Raw genomic sequence first — 21,732 nt, 5'->3', positions numbered from 1 at the left:
GCGGGAGATCCGCCCACCCCGCCATTATGGCCTCAGCGGCAGTTGTCGGCGGCCTCGATGAGCCGGGCGGCCTGGTCGAGGGCGGCCCGCAGGACGGCCGGGTCGGTGACGGTGGCCTCCGCGGCGGGTGGCAGGAGCCAGCCGCCGCCGACGACGGGCGGCTCGGCGGGGACACGGAACCCCCGGCCGTCCGTCTCCGTACAGGCGCTGCCGGGTACGTCCCAGGCCGCGGCCGTGCCGGGGGGCACGAGGAAACCGAGGACGGCGCAGGCGCCATCGTGCAGGACCGGCCCGACGGCCTCGTTGTCCGCGCCCCTGCGCAGGATGTCGACGGCTTCCAGGCCCTGACGCGCCGGGACGGTCACCAGGTCGCACGGTGTGGTTTCCGGACCCATGTGAGGCAAGGGAACCCCTCCTCTCGTCTCGAGACGGGACCACGCCCCGTCTCCACATGGACCAACGCGCCGACGGCGTCAAGGGCTACGGCGGCACGCCGCCGCAAAGGGTGGCAGTTCATGGCGGATCAAGGGCGAGATGTCCGCTTTATTGCTAAACGCTGCCTGTGTGCCCCGTCACAGCCGGTACGTTCTTGCTCCGCCGGGACACCGGAAGCAGGAGCCCGGCTGCACCAGAGAGGGCCCCGCCATGGTGTCGACACGGGCAGTTCCCAACCTCGCCTTCCGGCGGCTGCGCGGCCGGCGTTCCGCCGGGGAGTTCGCGGCGGCGGTCCGCAGGGCCGCCCGCGAGATCGGCGAACAGGTCGCGTGCGACGCCCGGTACATCGGGCGCGTGGAGTCCGGGGAGATCCGCTGCCCCAACTACGCGTACGAACGGGTGTTCCTGCACATGTTTCCGGGCGCGAGCCTGGAGGACCTGGGCTTCTCCTCCCGCGAGAGCGTGCGCGGACGGGGGGCCCGCAGGACACCCCTGTCCCTTCCCACCACACCCCCCACGCTCGAGTGCGACATCGACGAGGAGAGCGACGTGCTGCGTCGCGTGTTCATGACCAGCGGCACCACCACGGTGGCAGCCGCGTCCCTGGGCCTGGGCAGCAGGCCCGCCGCCGCGGGCCCGCTCGCCGTGCCCGTCCAGCGCCGCGTCGGCGAGGCAGAGGTGAGCGCCGTCGAGAAGGCCGTGCGCCAGATCCGGCTGCTGGACGACCGGCACGGTGCGGACGGGCTCTACCGGCGGGCGTCCCAGCCGCTCCGGGCGGCGTACGCCCTGCTCGACAGCGGGACCACGACGCGTCGCAGCACGGCCGACCGGCTGCACGCGGGCGCCGGGGAGCTGGCGATCTCGGTGGGCTGGCTGGCCCACGACTCGGGGCGCACGCAGGACGCGCGCTCCCATTACGCGGAGGCCCTGGCGACGGCGCGGCTGGCCGGGGACGCCGCACTGGAGGCGCACGCCTTCTGCAACGCGTCGTTCCTGGCCCGTGACACCGGCCGGGCCCGCGAGGCCGTCCGCGCCGCGGAGGCCGGGCAGCGGGTGGCCGGGCCCCTCGGCTCGCCCCGGCTGCTGGCCCTGCTGGCGTTGCGGGAGGCGGGCGGCCGGGCCTGGCTCGGGGACCGTTCGGGCTGCGAGCAGGCGATCGGGCGGGCCCGCGCGTCGTTCGAGCGCGGGGCGAGCGACGCGGACCCCGAGTGGATGTCCTTCTTCCGGGAGGCGGAGCTGGAGCTGCTGGAGGCGCAGTGCTGGTCGGCGCTGGGTGACTGGCCGCGGGCCGCGCTGCACGGGCGCCGGGCGACCCGGTTGCAGGACCCCCACTTCACCCGGAACCTCGCGCTCTACCGGGCGCAGCTGGCGGGTGACCTGGCCAGGGCGGGGGCGGCCGACGAGGCGGCGACGGCGGGCCAGCAGGTGCTGGACCTGCTGGACCGGGTCCAGTCCTCCCGGATCAGGGGGATGCTGGCGAGCGCCGTGCGGGCGCTCCGGCCGCGAGGCGGGCCCGAGGTGTCGGCGCTCCTGGCACGCTACGAGGAGCTCCCGCCCCTGCCCTGAGGACCTGGGCCGCGCCCGTGCCCTGCACGCGGGCGGAGGGAGGGCGCTCGCCGTCAGGGCGGGCGAAGGATCCGGACCGGGTGTGGCCGTCAGCACGGGCGGGACGGACCGGGCGGGCGGGCTGTCCGACCGGTCGGCCGCTGAGCCGGACGGCCGTCCGGGCGCGTCGGGAGAGGCGGGCCGGGCGGACCCGGTGAGCCGCCCGGACAGGTCGGAGAAGGCGGGCCGGGAGGCCACGGTCCTCCGGGCGAAGGGTCCGGCCACCCGCTCGGGAGCGGCCTCCGGACAGGCGCCGCCGGGTCAGCGGTCGAGGTGGCCCGTGTCGTTCCAGCGTTCCAGGGCAGGAAGTCCGTATGCCCAGCCCAGCACCGACAGCGAGGTCGGCTCCAGACGGATCCGCGCGGCGAAGGACACGTCCTCGCCCAGCCACCGCGCAGCGAGCGCGCGCAGGATGTGCCCGTGCGCGAAGACCAGCACGTCCCGGTCGGCCGAGCGCGCCCACGCGACGACCTCGTCCGCCCGGGCGGAGAGCTCCGCCAGTGTCTCGCCGCCCGGCACCCCGTCACGCCAGATGAGCCAGTCCGGCCGGTCCGCCTTGATCTGCGCCGGGGTCAGCCCCTCGTAGTCGCCGTAGTCGAACTCCATCAGCGCGTCCCAGGGCTGGGCCCGGTCGCCGAAGCCCGCGATCGCGCAGGTCTCGGAAGCCCGGACGAGCGGGCTGGTGCGCACCTCGACCCCGGGCAGCCCGCCCCAGGGCTCACGGTGCAGCCGCTCACCGAGCAGCTTGGCGCCCTCGCGTCCGGCGTCGAGGAGGGGGATGTCGGTCCTGCCGGTGTGATTGCCCTGGACGGACCACTGTGTCTGGCCGTGCCGGGCGAGCAGGATTCGCGGTGCCATGACGGCTCTCCCTGAAAATACTGAGATCCGGTGATCGGGGGACCCTAGGATCTGGTGGGTCCGGGACAGCGGTGTCCGGGACGGCGACGGGGCGGTGAGCACGGGCAGCCGGCTGGGAACCGGTGCGGGCAAAGACCCCGACTCCATCATCTACCACCCACTCCACGGGCAACCTGCGGGGCGGCACCGGCGTCCCTCTCAGCGCATGACCAGGGACGTCCGCGGGGGCGTACGTGGGAAAAAAAGACACGGCATACGACCGCCGTACGGTTGAACGCCGGCCGACGGCCGCATGACATGGGGAGAGCTACCGGATGACGCACGCCACCGCCGCGACCCGGTCCTCCGGTCACCGGCCCCGCTGGTGGACGGAGCTCCCGCTGATCGCGGTGGTGTACGGGCTCTACTCGATGGGCCGGCTGCTGGTCCGGGAGGACATACCCGCGGCCGTGCACAACGGCCTCGCGATACTCCGCCTGGAACAGGCACTGCACATCAACGCCGAGCACCCTCTCAACCGGCTGCTGACCGCCCACCCCTCGCTGGGGATACCCGCCGACTTCGCCTACGCCTCCCTGCACTACGTGGTGACCCCCGCCGTGCTGGTCTGGATGTTCCGGCGCCGAACCGCCGCCTACCGGGCGGCCCGCACCTGGCTGATGACCTCCACACTCCTCGGGCTCGTCGGCTTCACCCTGATGCCGACCTGCCCGCCGCGGCTGCTCGACGCCCACCACGGTTTCGTCGACACGATGGCCCAGTACAGCGCCTACGGCTGGTGGGGCGCCGGCGCGAGCGCCCCCCGCGGCCTCAGCGGGATGACCAACCAGTACGCGGCGATGCCGAGCCTGCACGTCGGCTGGGCCGTGTGGTGCGGCGTCCTGCTGTGGCGCCACGCCCGGCATCCGCTCGTCAGGGCGCTGGGGGTCGCCTATCCGCTGGTCACCGTGCTCGTCGTCATGGGCACCGCCAACCACTATTTCCTCGACGCCGTGGCCGGCGCCGGGGTGATGGCCGTGGGCGCGCTCCTGACCAGGCCGTTCATGCGTCTCGCGGACCGCGTCAAGGATCGGGTGAGGGCGGCGTTCGTCCCGGTTCCGGTAACGGTCACCCCCGTGAGGTCCACGATTGTCGGTGCCGGATGCAAGACTTCGGCGGGTGAGCGAATCCCCGGCCAGCGGACCCCCTCCGCAGATTCCAGCGACGCGGGCACCGGCTCCGCCGCCGAAGCCAGCGACGACGCTACGGCAGCGGCTCGCTGAGCTGCGCGGTCCGTCCGTCGCGCCGCATCCGCTCGACGCGCGGGCCCTGGCCGCTCTCGCCGCGAACCCGGGGTGCAAGCGCCGGGCCCTGCTCGACGGCGCGGGCGTCGACAAGGCCGTTCTGGCCACCGCGCTCGGTTCACCCGCCGCTTTCGGCCAGTCGCAGTTCGCGTTCATCCGGGGCAACGCCTTCGAGGCGAAGGTCAAGGCCGACGGCGGTACGGAGCTGCTGCGCCTGCTGTTCGAGCGGCTCGGCGGCGGGGCGGAGCCACCGGCCGGGGCCACGGTCCCCGATCTGACGGCGGCGGGCCCCGAGGGCCGTGCCGCACGCACGGCGCTGGCGCTGCGCGAGGCCACGGCGGCGGGCGGCTGGGCGCTCCTCGACCATCCGATGCTGGCCCTGGAGGTGGCGGGCTCCCCCGCCTACCTGGAGCCGGACGCCGTGGTGGTGCACCCCGACGGCACCTGGACGGTCGTCGAGATCAAGTCCTTCCCCATGATCGACAACTCCGCGGACGCCGCGAAGGTGGGTGCCGCGGCCCGGCAGTCCGCTGTCTACGTCCTGGCGCTGGAGCGGATCGCCGCGATGACCGAGGGCGCCGAGGTGGGACACCGGGTGCTGCTGGTCTGCCCCAAGGACTTCTCCAACCTCCCGACCGCCTCGGTCGTGGACGTACGCAAACAGCGCGCCGTCACCCGGCGGCAGCTGACGAGGCTGACCCGCGTCGAGGACATCGCGGCGGCCCTGCCCGAGGGCACCACCTTCGATCCGGGCTGCTCGGCCGAGGACCTCGGCACCGCCGTCGAGGCCGTCCCCGCGGCGTACGCCCCGGAGTGCCTCGCGGCCTGCGAGCTGGCCTTCCACTGCCGGGCCAAGGCCCGCGCCGAGGGCGCGGTGGAGGCACTGGGCCGCAGCGTGCGGGGTGAGCTCGGGGGCCTGACCACGGTCGCCGGGGTGCTGGCCGCCGCGGCGGGCAAGGAGGGCGATCCCGCGGACCCGACGGTGGCCGCGCTGCGCAGGGCGGCGGCGCTGCGGGCCGAGGCCCTGGAGAGCGTGAGCGGCGGGGTTCCATGTCACTGATCAGCACCCTGGCCCGGCTGGAGGCGGTGGACAGCGGGCGGGCCCAGCCGCTGGCGACCGTCCGTCACCGGCATCTGACGGACCGGCCGCTCGTCCTGGTGCCCCTCACCACCGCCGGTGAGGCGGGCGCCCCGCTCGGCGCGCTGGTGGGCACGGACCGTGAGGCGCCCCGGCTGCTGTCGGTCTCCCAGCCGCGCGACCGCGATCTGCGGTTCGCCTTCCTGGCCGAGCTGGCGGAGGCGGTGCTGCCGCACATCGAGTCGTACGCCGATGTGGTCGAGCCCGCCGCCCGCAAGGAGACGGACCCGGAGACCGGCAAGAAGGTGGACGTCGAGGTCGAGCTGTGCACGGACGCGGCCCAGCTGATCGTGCCCAGCCGGGCCGGCGTCGAGTTCGTCCGGCTGCTGGGGCGGTCCATGCGGTTCCGGCGCACCGTGGAGGACGATCCGGACACTCCGTATCCGGCGCCTGCCCGGGTGCCGCTGCTGGGACGGTGGCTGACGCACTACGGGGAGCGGGCCCGGGTGCCGGGCTCGTCGCTGCTGCTCGCCACGACGGATCTGCTGAACCGCCACTGGGCGACGGGGCAGAGCAGCCTGGAGGACCAGCACCTCGGAGCGCTGCTCGCGTGGGTGGACCCGCCGGACGGCGGGTCCGGCGCCGAGGCGGCGCTCCGGGCGGAGCTGGAGCGGGACCGTGCGGGTCAGCTGGTCTGCCCTCCGGCGGGGCCGGCGACGGACCCGGCCTTCGACAACAAGCTGCTCGCGCCGGCGATCGAGCGGTTCGACCGCGCGCGCACGGCGCTGGCCGCCGCGGAGGACGGCCTCGACTTCGACGCCCGGCTCGGTGAGCAGAGCGACGCCGAGCGCGCGATCAGGTCGCTCCTCGCGGGGGTGCTGCTGCCCACCTGGGACGCGGTGTGGCGAGGGCTGGACCTCCTGCGGGAACTGCCGGAGGGGGCCAGGGCAGAGGACCGGTGGACCAGGGACCGCTGGTCCTTCACCGGCCACCGGGACCGGGTGCGGGCGGGGGAGCCGCCGCAGCCGCGCCGGGACGACGCGGTCACCGCCGCGCAGAAGCTGGCCTCCCGGGAGACGGCCCAGGCGCAGCTGGAGGCCCAGGAGGCGCTCGACGATCCGCTGGTGATGGCGGGCAGGCGGCTGGCCGGCGAGGCGTTCGTCGGGGAGGTGACGGACGTGGAGATGGCGTACAGCGAGTCGAAGCGGCCCTCCCCGCGCCCCCTGGTCACGGTGCGCACCTCCGAGCGCCCGCATCTCGGTGAGCGGACCAAGGTGTACCGCTCCCTGGACGGTGACCCAGTCAGATCACAGACGGCCGAGTTCGTGGCGTACGCCTCCGAGGACCCGGACGACGGCACGGTCGGCCTGGTGCTGCGGGTCACGGACCGGATGGGGCGGGGCAAGGAGCCCGCGCCCGGTTCGGTTCCCGAGCGGGGCGACCGTATCGCCTGGACCCTGTTCGAGCACGATCAGCGGGGCGGTCCGAAGCTGCCTGACCCGGAGAACACCCCGTGGACCCACGGCGGCCCGCCGGGGGCGGGTGGCGGACCCGCCGAGCAGCCGGACGCAGTGACCGCGGAGGACCTCCTGTGACAGCCGTTCTCGATCCGGGCGCCGCGGCGGCCCGGGCGACCGACGCGATCCTCGGCGACACCCTGCGCGGCAGCGCGCGCGGCATCGTGGTGGACTCCCCGCCGGGCGCGGGCAAGTCGACGCTGGTGGTGCGGGCCGCGCTGGAGCTGGCCGCGGCGGGCCGTCCGCTGATGGTGGTCGCGCAGACCAATGCCCAGGTGGACGACCTGGTGGTGCGGCTCGCGGAGAAGGAACCGGGGCTGCCGGTGGGGCGGCTGCACAGCAGCGACTCCGATCCGTACGACAAGGCGCTGGACGACCTGGAGAACGTACGGAAGTCGGCGAAGGCCGCCGATCTGGCGGGCCTGGACATCGTCATCTCCACGGCGGCGAAGTGGGCGCACGTGAAGAACGTGGAGCCGTGGGGGCACGCGATCGTCGACGAGGCGTACCAGATGCGGTCGGACGCCCTGCTCGCCGTGGCCGGGCTGTTCGAGCGGGCGTTGTTCGTGGGGGACCCCGGGCAGCTGGACCCGTTCTCGATCGTGGGCGCCGACCAGTGGGCGGGGCTGTCGTACGACCCGTCGGCGAGTGCGGTCTCCACGCTGCTGGCGCACAACCCGGAGCTGCCGCAGCACCGGCTGCCGGTGTCGTGGCGGCTGCCCGCCTCGGCGGCGCCGCTGGTCTCGGACGCGTTCTACCCGTACACCCCGTTCCGCAGCGGTACGGACCACGGCGACCGGCGGCTGTCGTTCGGCGTGCCGTCGGACGGCTCAGGCCCGGACCGGGTGCTGGACGAGGCGGCGGAGTCCGGCTGGGGACTGCTGGAGCTCCCCGCGCGTCATACCCCGCGTACGGACCCCGAGGCGGTGCGGGCGGTGGCCCTGGTCGTCCGCAGGCTGCTGGACCGGGGCGGCGCCGCGACGAGCGAGCGGTCCCCCGGCCCGGTCCCGGTGACGGCGGAGCGGGTCGCGGTCGGCACGGCCCATCGCGACCAGGCCGCCGCCGTGCGGGCGGCGCTGGCGGAGCTGGGCGTGACCGGCGTGGCGGTGGACACGGCGAACCGGCTCCAGGGCCGTGAGTTCGACGTGACCGTGGTGCTGCACCCGCTGTCGGGCCGCCCGGACGCCACGGCCTTCCACCTGGAGACGGGCCGCCTGTGCGTGCTGGCCTCCCGGCACCGGCACGCGTGCGTCGTGGTCTGCCGTGCGGGGGTGGCGGACCTGCTGGACGAGCATCCGTCGACGGAACCGGTCCAGCTGGGCGTGACCGTGAAGTTCCCCGACGGCTGGGAGGCCAATCACGCGGTCCTGGCGCATCTCGCCGAGCACCGCGTGCATTGGGCGCCCTGATCCTGGGCAGCGCTCTTGCGCCGGGCTGGACAATGGAAGGTGGCCGTCCGGCCGTACGAGGAGGGAACACCACATGGCACAACCCGAGCGGGACGAGCGGCAGAGGCTGCGTCCCGCGCCTCTGCTCTTCGAGCCGTCGGAGGCGGCAGCCGATCCGGAGCACTTCTTCGACCTGGAGTCGATGGAGGACCCGAAGGAGCTGCTGGCCCGCGCGACGGAGCTGACGCTCGCCTTCAGGGCGGCGACCGACCGGGCCGTGGAGTTCCAGGCCGTGGCCGCCGCACAGCTCGCCGATCCGCGCCGCTTCGACCGCCTGACGCCCGCGGACATAGCCGCGCGCGCGGAGTGGACCGAGGACTACGCCAAGAAGATGATCGAGTTCGGCCGGTCCCTGCTGAGCGATCCCGCCCCCTGAGCCCCCGCGCCCGCCGGCTCCCGCGTCCTCGGCCCGGCCCGCCCGTGACCGGCCCCGGGTCCGGGCGGCCCCCGGCGCCGTGACCGGCCGGGTGGCGCCCGGCGCTCCGGTCACTCCGGGTACACCCGTGGCATATGCCCGGCGGGCAAGATACCGCTCACGTCTCCTCCTGTCAGGCGTTTCGCAACTCTCGGGAACAGGAGCGTCACGCCCGGTAGACATGACGACATGAGCGCATGGCTGAATGACGAAACGACCCTGAGAACCGGTGCCGCCCCGCGCCACGGTGTCGACATCTTCACCCTGCTGCGGGACCGCGCCGACAGCCGCGCGGCCGAGGACAGGGCGGCCCGCGTCACCGCGTCCGGCGCCGCCTGGCTGGCCGGTGCCTCGCCCAGTCCGCGCAGCACGCTCTCGCAGTGGGAGGCCCGTCCGGGTTCCCCCGGCGTCCTGCCGTGCGGTTCCTCCTTCGACGTCGTGAACGTCCCCGCCCTCTTCGGCAGGCGCATGCTGGAGCGGCTCTGGGCCGAGGGCCCCGGCTCGGGCCCCGTCGCCACGCACCGGGGCAGGATGCTGCTGTTCGCCGCCCCCGGCACCGCCCAGCGGCTGCCTTCCCTGCTGGCCTGGGAGGAGTGGGGTGCGGGCCCCGCCGACCGCCCCCGGACGGGCCGGGGCTGCCCGCCCCCGGTGCTGTGCCACGGCGCCGGGGACGCGGTCACCGTCCCCCCGCTGACCGGCGGCGCCGGCTCCGGCGGGCCCCGCTGGGTGGTCGCCCCGGACACCCGCGACCCCTGGCTGCCGGGCCCCGACGTACTGCTCTGGGCCTGCGTCCGGGTGGGCAGGTCGGCGGCCCCTTCGGTCACGGGGAATTCGATTTTTCCTCCCGCCGATCCGGGTGCTAATGTCTACGACGTCAGCAGGCGCCGCTAGCTCAGTTGGTTAGAGCAGCTGACTCTTAATCAGCGGGTCCGGGGTTCGAGTCCCTGGCGGCGCACAGACGGGAGAAGCCCCCTCGCTCACGCGAGGGGGCTTCTTCGTGCGCACGCCGGTTCCGCTCAGGTCCCCGTGGTGATCCTGACCGTCCAGGCTCCTGACCGCGTCCGGTCGGCGACGTCGATACGGACCCGCTCCCCCGGGACCGTGTAGCGCTCGCCCTCCCTCAGCGGCGCGTCCGCGAGGGGCGGGTAGACCGAGCGGTCCCAGCAGGCGTCGGAGTCGGGGTGGGTGTCCAGCACCTCGACGGGGCCGCCGCCGGACGGTGTCGCGTTACGGATGCGGTAGATGAGCACACCCTCGGTGCACGTCGTCCGGTCGTTGCCGACCGCGCTGCGGGCCTCGACGGCCAGGGCGCTGTCGATGCCGGTCCTGATGACCGCGAGCCGGGTCCCGAGGGAGGCGCCCTGCACGGGCACCTCCGCCATGGGCTCCAGGGTGAGGTCGGCGGCGCCCTGCACGCACACGATCTCCTGGCCGCCCAGCCAGCCGAGCTTCCACTTGTGCCAGCCGAACAGGTCCGGGGACAGCCCGAACTGGCTGCCCATCACGTCCCAGTCGCCGACATAGGTGTCCCAGTCGCCCTTGCCGTCCGCCGGCCGGTGATACAGGTCGGCCAGGTCGAAGACGTGTCCTGTCTCGTGCGCGAGGACGTTCCGGTCCGGCGGATGGTCCTCGAACACCGTGACCACGCGCCTGATGTCCGTACCGTCGGCGCGCAGCGGACGGTCGAAGTTGACGACCTTCGTGGCGTCGGAGTCCACGCCCGGTGCGTCCGGGTCGGCGACGAGGTAGACGATGTCGTACTCCGAGAAGTCGACCTGCTCGTCGGCCGCCTCGATCGCGTCCCGCAGATAGGCGCTGCGCTGCTTCGATCCCCAGTCCCGCTCTATGCCGTACCAGGTGGAGGGGCGCGGCATGCGGGTCCACCGCTTCTGCGGGTGGGCGCGCAGGGTGAACGTGCCGTACGAGGCGCGGTGGAAGAAGCGGGAGGTCGAGGGGAAGTAGTCGGCGGCGAGCATCTCGGGCGGCACGACGGGGTCGGAGTCGGGGAACGAGAGGAAGACCATGACCGCGTCGAGGCTGCGGTCGGGGCGGGGGTAGGCGTGGTTCCAGCTGTCGAGGCCGAGCGAGTGGTGCGCCCCCGTCCTCGGCAGGGCGCACGGTCCCGCGTCACGGGTCGCCGCCGCCGCGGGCCCGGCGACGAGTCCGGTGGCGGCGAGCGCCAGGAGGGACGTGAGGGCAGCCGCCACCCCGCGCAGACTCGGCCTCTCCACTCCCCCGGGTCCGTGCTGACGCGGCACATCTACCTCCGGGTGGCGACGCGGGACATCTCGTTCACCCTGTGCCGATTCGTGGGCGCATGCCCTGTTGTGCTGCCCCACACGGGTCAGCAGGGCGACTCAGCGCCCACCCGTGTCCCTCACAGGCAGTCACAACCAATCACCCGAACATCGGAAGAAAGCAATTCAACACATAAGCGATCATGTCTGAGCAAAGTGCATAACGATGTCAGGCGCTGGACAGGCGTGGGCCATGCGCGTGCCGCAGCCACGAAACGACGGCCGCGCTGGAACGGCCGGTACGCGACCCTCTATGCTTCACCTCGCTTTCCTGCGTGGTTCCCGCCTCTGGCACGGCGTTTCGCTCCACGCCTCTGCCCGGCCACATCTGTTCACGACAATCTGCACAGCGGGAGCGAGCGGTGAGCGGAACCTTCGAAGGGCCGGCGCACGCGGCGGGCACGGTCCCCGGGGCGGGACCGCCGGAGGTCACGGAACGTGATCATCAGCGGTCGGTCCTCGCCGAGCTGCGCGACTACCGGGCCGCGTTCATGGCGGCCGGGCTCGCGATGGCCGTCGTCGACCACCGTGGCCGGGTCGTCAGGGCGAACGACGCGCTGGGCGGGCTGCTCGGCGCCGACCCCGCATCCCTGGCGGGGCGGTCCGCGGCCGACCTCCTGGACCTCACCTCCGACCGCACCACCTGGCGCGCCTACAGCGAGGTCCTGGACGGCACCGGGCAGGGCTTCCGCCGCACCCGCCGGATCAAGCACGCCGACGGCCGCCCCCTGTGGGCCGAGGTCACCGTCGCGCCGGTGACCGGCTCCGCCACCGGCGCGGGGCGCGTCCTGCTCTCCGTCGCCGACGTCAGTGACCGGCGCGAGCTGCGGGAGCGGCTGCGCCACCTGCGGATACACGATCCCGTGACCCGGCTGCCCAACCGCACCCTGTTCTTCGAGCGACTGGCGGGCGCGCTGGAGACCCCGGCCGGCCAGGACGGCTCACCGGCCGGGCACGGCCGGATCGGGCTCTGCTACCTGGACATCGACGGCTTCAAGGCGGTCAACGACACCCTGGGGCACGGCACCGGCGACCGGCTGCTCGCCGCCGTGGCAGGACGGCTCACCGACTGCGCGGAGGCCGACGGCCACCCCACGGACGGCCGGGGCTCGGGCGGCCATCTGGTGGCCCGCCTCGGGGGCGACGAGTTCGCGATCCTGGTCGAGGACTCCTCGGGCCCGCGCCAGCTCACCGACCTCGCCCGCTCCGTGCTCGCAGCGCTCCAGCGACCCTTCGACGTGGGAGGTCACCGGCTGTCGGTCTCCGCGTCGATCGGGGTGGTGGAGCGGGCGTCGACGGGCACGTCGGCCACCGCCCTGATGCAGGCCGCCGACACCACCCTGTACTGGGCGAAGGCGGACGGCCGGGCGCGCTGGACCCTCTACGACCCCGAGCGCAACGCCAGCCGGATGACCCGGCAGGCCCTCTCCTCGACACTCGGCCCGGCCGTCGAGCGCGGCGAGTTCACGCTGGAGTACCAGCCGCTGGTGGGCATGGCCGACGAGGTCGTACGGGGCGTGGAGGCCTTGGTCCGCTGGAACCACCCGCGCTTCGGGCTGCTCGCGCCGAGCCGCTTCGTCCCGATCGCCGAGGAGGACGGCACGATCGTCCAGCTCGGCCGGTGGGTGCTGCGCACGGCCTGCCGCCAGGCCCGCCGCTGGCAGCTGGAACACCCGGACGAACCGGCGCTGTTCATCAGCGTCAACGTCGCCGTGCGGCAGGTCCGGGACTCCGACCTGGTCGGCGACGTGGCGGAGATCCTCGCCGAGACCGGACTGGAGCCGGGGCTGCTCCAGCTGGAGCTGACCGAGTCCGCGGTCATGGGGTCGTCCGGACGGCCGCTCCGGGTCCTCCAGGCGCTCAGCGACATGGGGGTGCGGATCGCGATCGACGACTTCGGCACCGGCTATTCCAACCTCGCCTATCTGAGCAGGCTGCCCGTCTCGGTGCTGAAGCTGGACGGCTCCTTCGTCCGCGGCTTCCGTTACGAGGACGGCGCGCACCCCAGCCCGGCCGACGAGACGATCGTCGAGGCCATGGTGCAGCTGGCGCACCGCCTCGGGCTGACGGTCACCGCGGAGTGCGTGGAGACCTCGGGTCAGGCGGAGCGGCTGCGCAGGATCGGCTGCGACACCGGGCAGGGATGGCTGTACTCGCGTGCGGTGGCACCGGAACGGATCGCCGAGCTGATCGGCACCAGAGGCGTGGAGAGCTGACCTCAGCCCGCCGTGGGCAGTCCGTAGGCGTCGGCGATGAGTTCGTACGACCGCAGCCGGGCCTCGCCGCCGTGGGCGTTGGCCGTGATCATCAGCTCGTCCGCCCCGGTGCGCTTGGCCAGATCGTCCAGTCCTCCGCGGACCTCGTCCGCCGTGCCGTGGACGATGTCCTTCAGCCAGCCGTCGACGAACTCCCGCTCCATGGGGCTGAAGGAGTACGCCTCCGCCTCCTCGGGGCTGGGCACGAGGCCCGGGCGTCCGGTGCGCAGCCGGACCATCGACAGCGCGCCGGTCAGCACCTGGCGCCGGGCCTCGCGCTCGTCGTCCGCCGCCAGCGCGGCCACCCCGATGAGGGCGTAGGGGGCGTCGAGCACGGCGGAGGGCTTGAAGGACTCGCGGTACAGGTCCAGGGCCGGCACGGTGTTGCGGGCCGAGAAGTGGTGGGCGAAGGCGAAGGGCAGCCCGAGGACACCGGCGAGGCGGGCGCTGAAGCCGGAGGATCCCAGCAGCCAGACCGGCGGGCGGCCGGGCGACTGGACGCCCCCGGGCGAGGTGGCCTGCACGGGCCCCGGGACGGCGTGGATACGGGCATAGGGGTGCCCGTCGGGGAAGTCGTCGTCCAGGAAGCGGGTCAGCTCCGCCAGCTGCTGGGGGAAGTCGTCCGCGCCTTCGTTCAGCCGGTCGGTGCGGCGCAGGGCCGCCGCGGTGGCGCCGTCGGTGCCGGGGGCGCGGCCGAGGCCGAGGTCGACGCGTCCGGGGGCCATCGCCTCCAGCGTGCCGAACTGCTCGGCGATCACCAGGGGGGCGTGGTTGGGCAGCATCACCCCGCCGGAGCCGAGCCGGATCCGCTCGGTGTGGGCGGCCAGGTACGCCAGGATCACGGCCGGCGACGAGGAGGCCACCCCGGGCATGGAGTGGTGCTCGGCGACCCAGTAGCGGTGGAAGCCGCGCCGCTCGGCGAGCGTGGCGATGTCCACGGCGGTGCGCATGGCCTGGGTCGCGGTGCGGCCCTGGCCCACGGTCACCAGGTCGAGGACGGAGAGAGGCACGGGGGCCGTTCCGCCTGCGGTGCCGCGAATCTCGTCGCCTCGGTTCTCGTCCACGTGTTCGGCCTCTCCGGTGCTGCGTCTGCGTATCGGAGGTGCCAACAGGAGGATGACTCCGCTTATTCCCCCGGACTCACCCGGGCACGGCCGGTCCGGTGACCCGCAGGCGCCTGGCGTCCGCTACTCGCGCACCTCGATGCCCCGGGGCTCGGCCGCACCCAAGGGGGGCTCGCGGGTCGCGAACAGCGTGCCGAGGGTGGGCGCCCAGATCCGGCGGTCGGTGAGCCGCAGGCCCTCCCAGACCGTCACCTGGTTCGCGGTGAGCACCGGCTTCCCGAGGAGCTGCTCCAGCTCGGGGACGTGCGCGGCGGTGTGGAGGGCGTTGTCGGGGAGCACCACCACCTCCGCGTCGGGGTGGTCGCCCGCGACGGCAAGCTCCTTCACCAGCTCCACGTCGGCGGCGGCGGCCTCGGAGGCCCTGATCAGCCCGCTGCCCCGGACGGCGGTCACCTCGAGGCCGCCGGACTCCAGGAAGCCGGCGAACAGCGCGGCGAGGTCCTCGGGATAGCTCGCGGCCACGGCGACCCGGGTGGCGCCCAGCTCGCGTGCCGCGTGCACGAAGGCGAAGGACGCACTGGAGGCGGGCAGCCCCGCGGCCCTCGCCAGCCCCGCGATCTGTTCGTGGCCGCCGTCCCAGCCATAGACGAAGCTGCCGCCCGTGGAGGCCCACACCACGGACTCGGCGCCGGCCAGCCGGAGTTCCTCGACCCCGGCGGCGAGCCGTTCGGGAGCCCCCGCCGCGCGAAGCGCCTCGACGGTGCGGGAGTCCCCGTCGGCGTCGGTGTGGAACAGCGGCACCCTGATGTCGCTGTCGAGCATGACCTCGATCCGCGGGAAGTCGTCCTCCGCGGCCTGGCCAGGGTAGAGAAGTCCTACGGTCGTCATGTCCATCCTTCCGTGCGTCCGGATGTCCTGCTGCCGCTCGTGTCACCGCTGCCCCTGCCTGGGACAAGTATTCCCCTTCAGGCCGTGTGTCGTCGCCCGCAACCGCTCTGACCTGCGGTTCTCTCAGCAGCGCCGGCGTCCTGTTGACGCGCCTGCGCACCGGTGCCAGCGTGGTGGTTCCTGATGACCACTCCCCTGATCCTCGTGCTGGGCACCGACCCGCCGCCACGCCTGGGCCGGCTCACCGGGCGGGCCCGCGTCCGGTACGCCGACGGGCGGACGCTGGCCGGGCAGCTCCCGGACGCCGATGTCCTGCTCGTCTGGGACGTCACCTCGGACGCCGTCCGCGAGGCCTGGCCGGGCCCCGGGCGACGGCCGGGCTGGGTGCACACGGCGAGCGCCGGGGTGGACCGGCTTCTCTGCCCCGAACTCGCCGCCTCCCCCACCGTCGTCACCAACGCCCGGGGTGTCTTCGAGCTCCCGATCGCCGAGTACGTCGCCGGGCTGGTACTCGCCTTCGCGAAGGACCTGCCCCGCACGCTGGAGTACCAGCGGCACCACCGATGGCAGCACCGCGAGACCCGTGCGCTGGCCGGGAGCCGCGCCGTGGTCGTCGGGGCCGGCCCCATCGGCCGGGAGATCATGCGGCTGCTGCACGGCCTCGGCGTGCGGGTGGCGCTCGTCGGGCGCACGGCACGGCGCACGATCCACGGCGCCGGGGATCTGGACCGGCTGGCGGCGGGCGCGGACTGGGTGATCGGCGCGGCCCCGCTGACGGAGGAGACACGGGGGATGTTCGACGCGCGCTTCTTCGGGCTGCTCCAGCCCTCCGCGCACTTCATCAACGTGGGCCGGGGCCCGCTGACCGTGGAGGACGACCTCGCCGAGGCACTGCGCAGGCACTGGATCGCGGGTGCCGCTCTCGACGTGTTCCAGGAGGAGCCGCTGAGCCCCGCCGACCCGTTGTGGGAGGTGCCCGGACTGCTGATCTCCCCGCACATGAGCGGGGACACCGCCGGCTGGCGCGACCGGCTGGGCGAGCAGTTCGTCTCGCTGTACGAGCGCTGGGCCGCCGGGGAGCCCTTGCCCGGCACGGTGGACGTTCAGCGGGGTTACGTACCTTCCACGGACATCCCGTAACTGCGGTCCGGTGGTGAGGGACGGTCATGAACCCGCCCTCCACGGGGAATACGCCCCGCACACCGGTCGTCGCCCTGCGCCCACATCGAGACACGGAAAGGTCTCCCTCCGGCCACCGTTGGGTTACATGGCGGCGCGACCTGCATAAGAGGCCTGGATCGGGCAGGTGCTCACCCTGTCCGGACTGTTCGACACCCCGATTTCTCCAGGAGATTGCGAACCATGGCTGACTTCCCTCACCTGTCCCGTCGGAGCTTCCTCAATCGATCGGCGGCGGTGGGAGGTCTGCTCGTCGTCCCCGGACTGCTCAGCGCGTGCAGCAAGACCGACGCCGGCGCCGCGGACGGTGAGGGCGCCCTCGACAAACTCCGCAAGCAGGGCTTCGTGCGGGTCGCGTACGCCAACGAGGCCCCGTACGGCTACCTGGAGGGCAAGGAGCTCAAGGGCGAGGCGCCCACCCTGCACCGGGAGATATTCAAGGCGCTCGGCGTGGACGAGCTGAGGCCCACCCTGTCGGAGTGGGACGGGCTGATCCCCGGTCTCCAGGCCGGGAAGTACGACGTGGTGAGCGCGGGCATGGCCATCACGCCCGAGCGCTGCGCCAATGCCCTCTTCTCCGAGCCGGAGTTCATCTCCCCGACCGCCCTCATGGTGAAGAAGGGCAACCCGAAGAAGCTGACCGACCTGGCGTCCGCCAAGGCCGCCGGCGTCACGGTCGGCGTGATGTCGGGTGCGGTCGAGGCCTCGTACGCCAAGGGCGCCGGCATCGCCGAGGGGAAGATCAAGACGTTGCAGAAGCCGCAGGACGGTGCGGACGCGGTCAAGGGCGGCCGGATCGACGCCTTCCTGCTCACCGGCATCTCGCTGCGCTGGCTCGCCAGGACCAACCCGGAGACCGAGGTCACCGAGGCCTTCGTCCCCGAACTGGACGGGGTACAGCAGTTCTCCCCGGGCGGTGCGGTCTTCCGCCAGGGCAACGAGGACCTGCGGGACTCCTTCAACCGCGAGCTCAAGAAGATCGTCTCCGACACGTCGCGTTACGTGAGCCTGCTCCAGGAGTACGGCTTCGGCGCCACGGAGATCCCGCCCGCCACACTGAAGACGGCCGACCTGTGCAAGGGCTGACGGGGGCTGAGCACACCGTATGAGTGACTTCTTCTCCACGTTCCTCGACGAGTTCCCCCAGGTCGGCGCCGGCCTGTGGGTGACCGTCGAGGCCACCGTCCTGGGCGCGTCGTTCGCCCTCCTCCTGTCGTTCGCCCTCGGCCTGGCGGCGGGGAGCAGGCTGCTGCTGGTGCGCGGGGTCTCCCGCACCGTCGTGGAGTTCTTCCGCGGCACCTCGCTCTACATCCAGCTGTTCTGGCTCTACTACGCGATGCCACAGCTCACGGGGTACGAACTCTCGCCGCTGCTCTGCGGCGTCGTGGCCTTCGGCCTCAACTACGGGGCCTACGGCTCCGAGATCGTGCGCGGCGCGATCAACTCCGTTCCCCGCGCGCAGTACGAGGCGGCCGTGGCACTGAACATGTCGCCACTGCACCGGATGCGGAAGGTGATCCTTCCGCAGGCCTGGGTGCAGATGATCCCGTCCTTCACCAACCTGCTGATCCAGCTGCTGAAGTGCACGCCGCTGCTGTGGCTGATCTCGGTGGCCGACCTGATGACGGTGATCCAGCAGATCCGCGACCGCACCGGTGAGACGCTCGTGGCGTATCTGACCCTGCTGGCGGTCTACTTCGTGCTCGCCTACGCGCTGACCCTGCTGATGAATCTGCTGGAACGCGCCGCCAAGCGGCGGCTCGGCCTGCACACGGGCGCGAAGAGTCTGCTCAGGTCCCGCAGCGCCGAACCCGCGACGACGGCCGGAGGTGCCCGGTGAACCAGGGATTCGACTGGGATGCCGCCGGGGACGTCCTCCCCCTGCTGCTCGAAGGATTCCGGGTCACCCTGCTGGCGACCGTGCTCGGCACGCTCGTCGCGGCGGTGCTCGGCCTGGCGATCGCGGTGGCCGCACGGGCCCCGTCCCGCTGGGTGACCGCGCCCGTCAAGGCGGTGATGGAGTTCGTCCGCGCCACCCCGCTGCTGGTCCAGCTGGTCGGCGCGGCGGCCCTCTTCACCTCGGTGGAGCCGCTGACCATCGGAATCGTGGTCCTGGGGATCCACTACGCCACGTACACCTCCGAGGTGTACCGGGCCGGGATCGACGGGGTGCCCAAGGGTCAGTGGGAGGCCTGCCGGGCGCTCTCGCTGCCGCCCCGGCGCACCTGGCAGGCGGTGATCCTGCCGCAGGCGATCCGCAATGTGCTGCCCGCCCTCGGCAACTACGCGATCTCGATGTTCAAGGAGACCCCGTTCCTCGCCGTGATCATGGTCCAGGAAATGGTCTTCGAGGCCCGGAAGTACGGGGCCGACCACTTCGCGTACACCGAGGCGTTCACGCTCGCCGGCCTGGTCTTCCTGGTCGCGAGCTACCCCACCTCGCTGCTGATGAGAAAGCTGGAGAAGCGTCTTGGCCACTGAACCCGCCCCCCTCAAGGAACCCGCGGACGCGGCTGCGGACCCCCTGGCCACAGGCGTCGAGCCGCTGGTCCGCTTCGACAAGGTCGTCAAGCGCTACGGGGACCATGTCGTCCTGGACGAACTGGACTTCACCGTGCGGCGCGGCGAGCACGTCACGCTGATCGGCCCCAGCGGCTCGGGGAAGACCACCATCCTGCGGCTGCTGATGACGCTGGAGAAGGTCAGCGACGGCGTGATCTGGGTGGACGGTTCGCCGCTCACCCATGTGCGGACGCCGTCCGGCGCGCTGAAGGCCGCGGGCGAGAAGGAGCTGCGCGCGTCCCGGAAGAAGATCGGGATGGTGTTCCAGCAGTTCAACCTCTTCCCCAACATGAAGGTGCTCCAGAACATCACGGAGGCCCCCGTCCACGTGCTCGGCATGGACCGGGACGAGGCGGAGGCGCGGGCCCGGGACCTGCTCGACATGGTCGGGCTCTCCGGCAAGGTCGACGCCCATCCCTCGCAGCTCTCCGGGGGCCAGCAGCAGCGCGTCGCCATCGCCCGCGCCCTGGCGATGCGGCCGGAGATCCTGCTGCTCGACGAGGTGACGTCGGCACTGGACCCGGAGCTGGTGGCGGGTGTGCTGGAGCTGCTGTCCGAGATCGCCCGGAACACCGACATCACGATGCTCTGTGTGACCCACGAGATGAATTTCGCCCGGGACGTCTCGGAGAAGGTGCTGATGTTCGACGCGGGACGGATCGTGGAGTCCGGATCGCCCGAGAAAATATTCTCCGCTCCCGAGCACGAACGCACACGCGAATTCCTGAGCGCGGTGCTGTGACCTCACCCAGGGCGGCGCGTCCATGACATGGGCATATGCCGAAGGAAAACGCCCCGGCCATCACGGCCGGGGCGTGTCATGAAGTAGTCAACACCCCCTCCGATCCGGCCTTTTGGCCACTATCGTGGGCCAGGAGCTTGTGCCCACCACCTGGTAGAGGCCCTGGAGGGGTAACCGTGGCGTTGAAGCCCGAGCCGAAGGCGCCGTTCCATTCGGTGCAGTACGCCCTGCGTGTGCTCGAATCCGTGTCCACGCACGGCGACGGGGTCACGGACGTCCAGCTCTCCCGCGAGACGGGGCTGCCCCGCGGGCATCTGACCCCCCTCCTGCTGACCCTGCGCCGCGAGGGCTACGTCGAGCAGGTCGCCGACGGCGCGTACGTCGTCGGTGCCTCCCTCCTGGAGCTCGGCTCCGGCGCCGCGCGCAGGCGCGCCCTGGAGGCGAAGCTCCACCAGACGCTGGTGCAGCTGCGTGACTCGGTCGGCGCGGCGGTCTACGTCAGCCGGTACGTCGACGGGGAGATCCGGGTCACGCAGGTGGCCGACGGACCGCGCACCCCCGCCGTCAACGAGTGGGTGGACTTCCGCTCGGCCGCGCACGCCAGCGCGATCGGCAAGTGCCTGCTGACGCAGCTCGACCAGAACGGCCGGCGCGACCATCTCTCCCGGCACCGGATCGCACGGCTGACGTCGCGGACCATCACGAACGAGAAGGTGCTCTTCTCGAAGCTGGACAGCCAGCCGGCGACGGTGCCGGTCCTCGACCTCCAGGAGTACGCCGTGGGCACGGTGTGCGCGGCGGTTCCCCTGACCGCGGGCTCGTCGGCGGGATGCCTGGCGCTCTCCCTGCCGATCGAGCACGCGCACCGGCTGCGGGAGGCGGCGGCCACGCTGAACCGGCGCGCGGCCCCGGTCCTGCTGTCGATGGCCCTCTGAGCCGGACATCCGTGCCCTCGGCGGGTGGCCACCGCCACCCGCCGCTCGGTATACATGACCTGCGGGCCCGCAGGTCAGGGGCGGGCCCGCGCATCGGGTCGCCGTCCCGCCCCCACCGCCGCCCCGCGTGACCGCGCGGTCACCCGCCGGGCCCGAAGGCTTACGGGCCGCGGGCCGGGAGCGGCCCGGACGGACCATGGCGCGGGTGTGGGGAAGGCCACCCCGGGGGCGGGTGGGCACGTGTCATCAGCACCCCCGCGGACCAGGTATTATTTTCGAGTCAGCAGGCGCCGTTAGCTCAGTTGGTTAGAGCAGCTGACTCTTAATCAGCGGGTCCGGGGTTCGAGTCCCTGACGGCGCACAGACACCACAGTGGGCGGTCTCCTTCCGAGGAGACCGCCCACTGTGCGTCGCACGGTCGGAACCGCGTCAGAACTGCGCCGAACGCGTCAGAACTGCACGTCGGAGCAGGCGTAGAAGGCGTTGGTGGTGTCCGCCACGTTCCACACGGCCAGGATGATGTGCTTCCCGGTCTTCTGGGTGGGGATGGTGCCCTGGTGGGTGAGCGTGGCCGGGGGCTGCTGGTTCCCGTACGGCACCGTCATGAAGGGCTGCGACTCCAGGGCCGCCCTGGTCAGCGGCTTGGTGGGGTCCCAGCCGTTCTTGGTGATGTAGTACCGGAAGTCACTCGTGGAGTGGCGGGCCGTGAACTGCCAGCGGAAGCTGTAGCCCTGTCCGGCGGTGACCTTGGTGGCGGGCCAGCCGCCGCCGCGCGGGTCGTCGAGCTGGGCGAACTGGCTGTTCCCGCCGGAACAGATCTTGCCGTCCGCCGGTCCTGCCGCCGGGAAGCCCTTGGGCCCCTCGACGCTCTGCGGCTCCCACTGGATGTTGCCGCAGTTGGTGACGGTGCCGTTGGCGCAGAGCTTCTGCCGGCTGATCGGTGAGTCCGTGTACCCATGGCTGCTCGCGCTGCTGGTCGCGAACATGGAGGCGCCGGCTATCGCCAGGCCGATGACGGCCGCGCTTGCCCTTTTCCGCATGCTGTGTCGCTCCTCGAGAACGTGGGGGAGGTTCTGGGGCTCTGCTGCGCGCATGTTTCTTGCGGTCTAGACCAAGTCCAGATTATTGACGGGCCATGAACATGTCCAGACCAATGTGGGTACTGTTTCAG

20 protein-coding genes and 2 tRNA genes are annotated in these 21,732 nt (G+C 72.5%); 16 read left to right on the top strand and 6 right to left on the bottom strand.

Annotated features, from left to right (window positions below):
• Positions 1–32 precede the first annotated feature (32 nt).
• Complete coding sequence (locus tag ACFY8O_RS07720; protein WP_387899904.1) at positions 33–395, bottom strand: hypothetical protein; 363 nt, start codon at positions 393–395, stop codon at positions 33–35.
• Between the two features lie 250 nt (positions 396–645).
• Here ACFY8O_RS07720 and ACFY8O_RS07715 point away from each other — a divergent pair, with 250 nt between their 5' ends.
• Complete coding sequence (locus ACFY8O_RS07715) at positions 646–2,001, top strand: tetratricopeptide repeat protein (RefSeq protein ID WP_145801358.1); 1,356 nt, start codon at positions 646–648, stop codon at positions 1,999–2,001.
• 300 nt (positions 2,002–2,301) lie between these two features.
• Here the strand turns inward: ACFY8O_RS07715 and ACFY8O_RS07710 are convergent, their stop codons facing one another.
• Complete coding sequence (locus ACFY8O_RS07710) at positions 2,302–2,898, bottom strand: histidine phosphatase family protein (protein WP_145801357.1); 597 nt, start codon at positions 2,896–2,898, stop codon at positions 2,302–2,304.
• Positions 2,899–3,212: 314 nt separating this feature from the next.
• Between ACFY8O_RS07710 and ACFY8O_RS07705 the strand changes: the two genes are divergently transcribed.
• From ACFY8O_RS07705 to ACFY8O_RS07675, 7 genes are all read left to right on the top strand, one after another.
• Positions 3,213–4,160 (top strand): phosphatase PAP2 family protein, encoded by a 948-nt coding sequence (locus ACFY8O_RS07705; RefSeq protein WP_387899901.1) that lies wholly within the window; start codon positions 3,213–3,215, stop codon positions 4,158–4,160.
• A complete protein-coding gene (locus tag ACFY8O_RS07700; protein WP_387899899.1) occupies positions 4,057–5,241 on the top strand; it encodes a hypothetical protein in 1,185 nt (394 codons plus the stop codon). The genes ACFY8O_RS07705 and ACFY8O_RS07700 overlap by 104 nt, the downstream gene beginning before the upstream one ends.
• Positions 5,232–6,854, top strand: coding sequence for a hypothetical protein (locus tag ACFY8O_RS07695; protein ID WP_387899897.1), 1,623 nt, complete (start codon positions 5,232–5,234; stop codon positions 6,852–6,854). The genes ACFY8O_RS07700 and ACFY8O_RS07695 overlap by 10 nt, the downstream gene beginning before the upstream one ends.
• Positions 6,851–8,185 (top strand): AAA domain-containing protein, encoded by a 1,335-nt coding sequence (locus ACFY8O_RS07690; RefSeq protein WP_387899895.1) that lies wholly within the window; start codon positions 6,851–6,853, stop codon positions 8,183–8,185. Before ACFY8O_RS07695 ends, ACFY8O_RS07690 begins: the two co-directional genes overlap by 4 nt.
• Positions 8,186–8,258: 73 nt before the next feature.
• Positions 8,259–8,600 (top strand): hypothetical protein, encoded by a 342-nt coding sequence (locus ACFY8O_RS07685; RefSeq protein WP_145801351.1) that lies wholly within the window; start codon positions 8,259–8,261, stop codon positions 8,598–8,600.
• A 228-nt stretch (positions 8,601–8,828) separates the two neighbouring features.
• Positions 8,829–9,530, top strand: a complete 702-nt coding sequence (locus tag ACFY8O_RS07680; RefSeq protein ID WP_387899893.1) for a bifunctional DNA primase/polymerase — start codon at positions 8,829–8,831, stop codon at positions 9,528–9,530.
• Positions 9,521–9,594 (top strand) — tRNA-Lys (locus tag ACFY8O_RS07675). Before ACFY8O_RS07680 ends, ACFY8O_RS07675 begins: the two co-directional genes overlap by 10 nt.
• 61 nt (positions 9,595–9,655) lie before the next feature.
• On the opposite strand, the gene ACFY8O_RS07670 is transcribed toward ACFY8O_RS07675, so the two are convergent.
• Positions 9,656–10,897, bottom strand: a complete 1,242-nt coding sequence (locus ACFY8O_RS07670) for a M6 family metalloprotease domain-containing protein (RefSeq protein ID WP_387899891.1) — start codon at positions 10,895–10,897, stop codon at positions 9,656–9,658.
• Positions 10,898–11,298: 401 nt separating this feature from the next.
• Here ACFY8O_RS07670 and ACFY8O_RS07665 point away from each other — a divergent pair, with 401 nt between their 5' ends.
• On the top strand, positions 11,299–13,152 hold the full coding sequence (locus tag ACFY8O_RS07665; protein WP_387899889.1) for a putative bifunctional diguanylate cyclase/phosphodiesterase: 1,854 nt from the start codon (positions 11,299–11,301) through the stop codon (positions 13,150–13,152).
• A 2-nt stretch (positions 13,153–13,154) separates the two neighbouring features.
• On the opposite strand, the gene ACFY8O_RS07660 is transcribed toward ACFY8O_RS07665, so the two are convergent.
• Both ACFY8O_RS07660 and ACFY8O_RS07655 read right to left on the bottom strand, forming a co-directional pair.
• The gene (locus ACFY8O_RS07660) at positions 13,155–14,255 is read right to left on the bottom strand and encodes an LLM class flavin-dependent oxidoreductase (protein WP_387899887.1); all 1,101 of its coding nucleotides are present in this window, start codon (positions 14,253–14,255) and stop codon (positions 13,155–13,157) included.
• Between the two features lie 123 nt (positions 14,256–14,378).
• Entirely contained in the window at positions 14,379–15,143 is a 765-nt protein-coding gene (locus tag ACFY8O_RS07655; RefSeq protein WP_387899885.1) for a maleate cis-trans isomerase family protein, read from the bottom strand.
• A gap of 183 nt (positions 15,144–15,326) precedes the next feature.
• On the opposite strand from ACFY8O_RS07655, the gene ACFY8O_RS07650 reads away from it, so the two are divergent.
• The 7 genes from ACFY8O_RS07650 (at position 15,327) to ACFY8O_RS07620 (ending at position 20,922) form a co-directional block, all read left to right on the top strand.
• The gene (locus ACFY8O_RS07650) at positions 15,327–16,283 is read left to right on the top strand and encodes a D-2-hydroxyacid dehydrogenase (protein ID WP_387899883.1); all 957 of its coding nucleotides are present in this window, start codon (positions 15,327–15,329) and stop codon (positions 16,281–16,283) included.
• Positions 16,284–16,505: 222 nt separating this feature from the next.
• Positions 16,506–17,408: an ectoine/hydroxyectoine ABC transporter substrate-binding protein EhuB gene (gene ehuB, locus ACFY8O_RS07645; protein WP_387899881.1), complete on the top strand. Its 903-nt coding sequence runs from the start codon at positions 16,506–16,508 to the stop codon at positions 17,406–17,408.
• A 19-nt stretch (positions 17,409–17,427) separates the two neighbouring features.
• The gene (ehuC, locus tag ACFY8O_RS07640) at positions 17,428–18,162 is read left to right on the top strand and encodes an ectoine/hydroxyectoine ABC transporter permease subunit EhuC (RefSeq protein ID WP_387899879.1); all 735 of its coding nucleotides are present in this window, start codon (positions 17,428–17,430) and stop codon (positions 18,160–18,162) included.
• Positions 18,159–18,803 (top strand): ectoine/hydroxyectoine ABC transporter permease subunit EhuD, encoded by a 645-nt coding sequence (gene ehuD / locus ACFY8O_RS07635; RefSeq protein WP_145801341.1) that lies wholly within the window; start codon positions 18,159–18,161, stop codon positions 18,801–18,803. Before ehuC ends, ehuD begins: the two co-directional genes overlap by 4 nt.
• On the top strand, positions 18,793–19,626 hold the full coding sequence (ehuA, locus tag ACFY8O_RS07630) for an ectoine/hydroxyectoine ABC transporter ATP-binding protein EhuA (RefSeq protein WP_387899877.1): 834 nt from the start codon (positions 18,793–18,795) through the stop codon (positions 19,624–19,626). Before ehuD ends, ehuA begins: the two co-directional genes overlap by 11 nt.
• Positions 19,627–19,802: 176 nt before the next feature.
• Positions 19,803–20,561, top strand: a complete 759-nt coding sequence (locus ACFY8O_RS07625; RefSeq protein ID WP_145801339.1) for an IclR family transcriptional regulator — start codon at positions 19,803–19,805, stop codon at positions 20,559–20,561.
• Positions 20,562–20,848: 287 nt separating this feature from the next.
• A tRNA-Lys gene (locus ACFY8O_RS07620) sits at positions 20,849–20,922 on the top strand.
• Positions 20,923–21,010: 88 nt separating this feature from the next.
• On the opposite strand, the gene ACFY8O_RS07615 is transcribed toward ACFY8O_RS07620, so the two are convergent.
• Positions 21,011–21,601 carry a lytic polysaccharide monooxygenase auxiliary activity family 9 protein gene (locus ACFY8O_RS07615; protein ID WP_145801337.1) on the bottom strand — a complete coding sequence of 197 codons (591 nt, stop codon included), beginning with the start codon at positions 21,599–21,601 and terminating at the stop codon, positions 21,011–21,013.
• Between the last annotated feature and the right edge of the window lie 131 nt (positions 21,602–21,732).

This window comes from Streptomyces argenteolus (assembly GCF_042902585.1).
Classification (GTDB): Bacteria; Actinomycetota; Actinomycetes; order Streptomycetales; family Streptomycetaceae; genus Streptomyces; species Streptomyces argenteolus.
The sequence above is the reverse complement of the archived record's forward strand: the minus strand, read 5'-3'. Positions and strand labels throughout refer to the sequence as shown.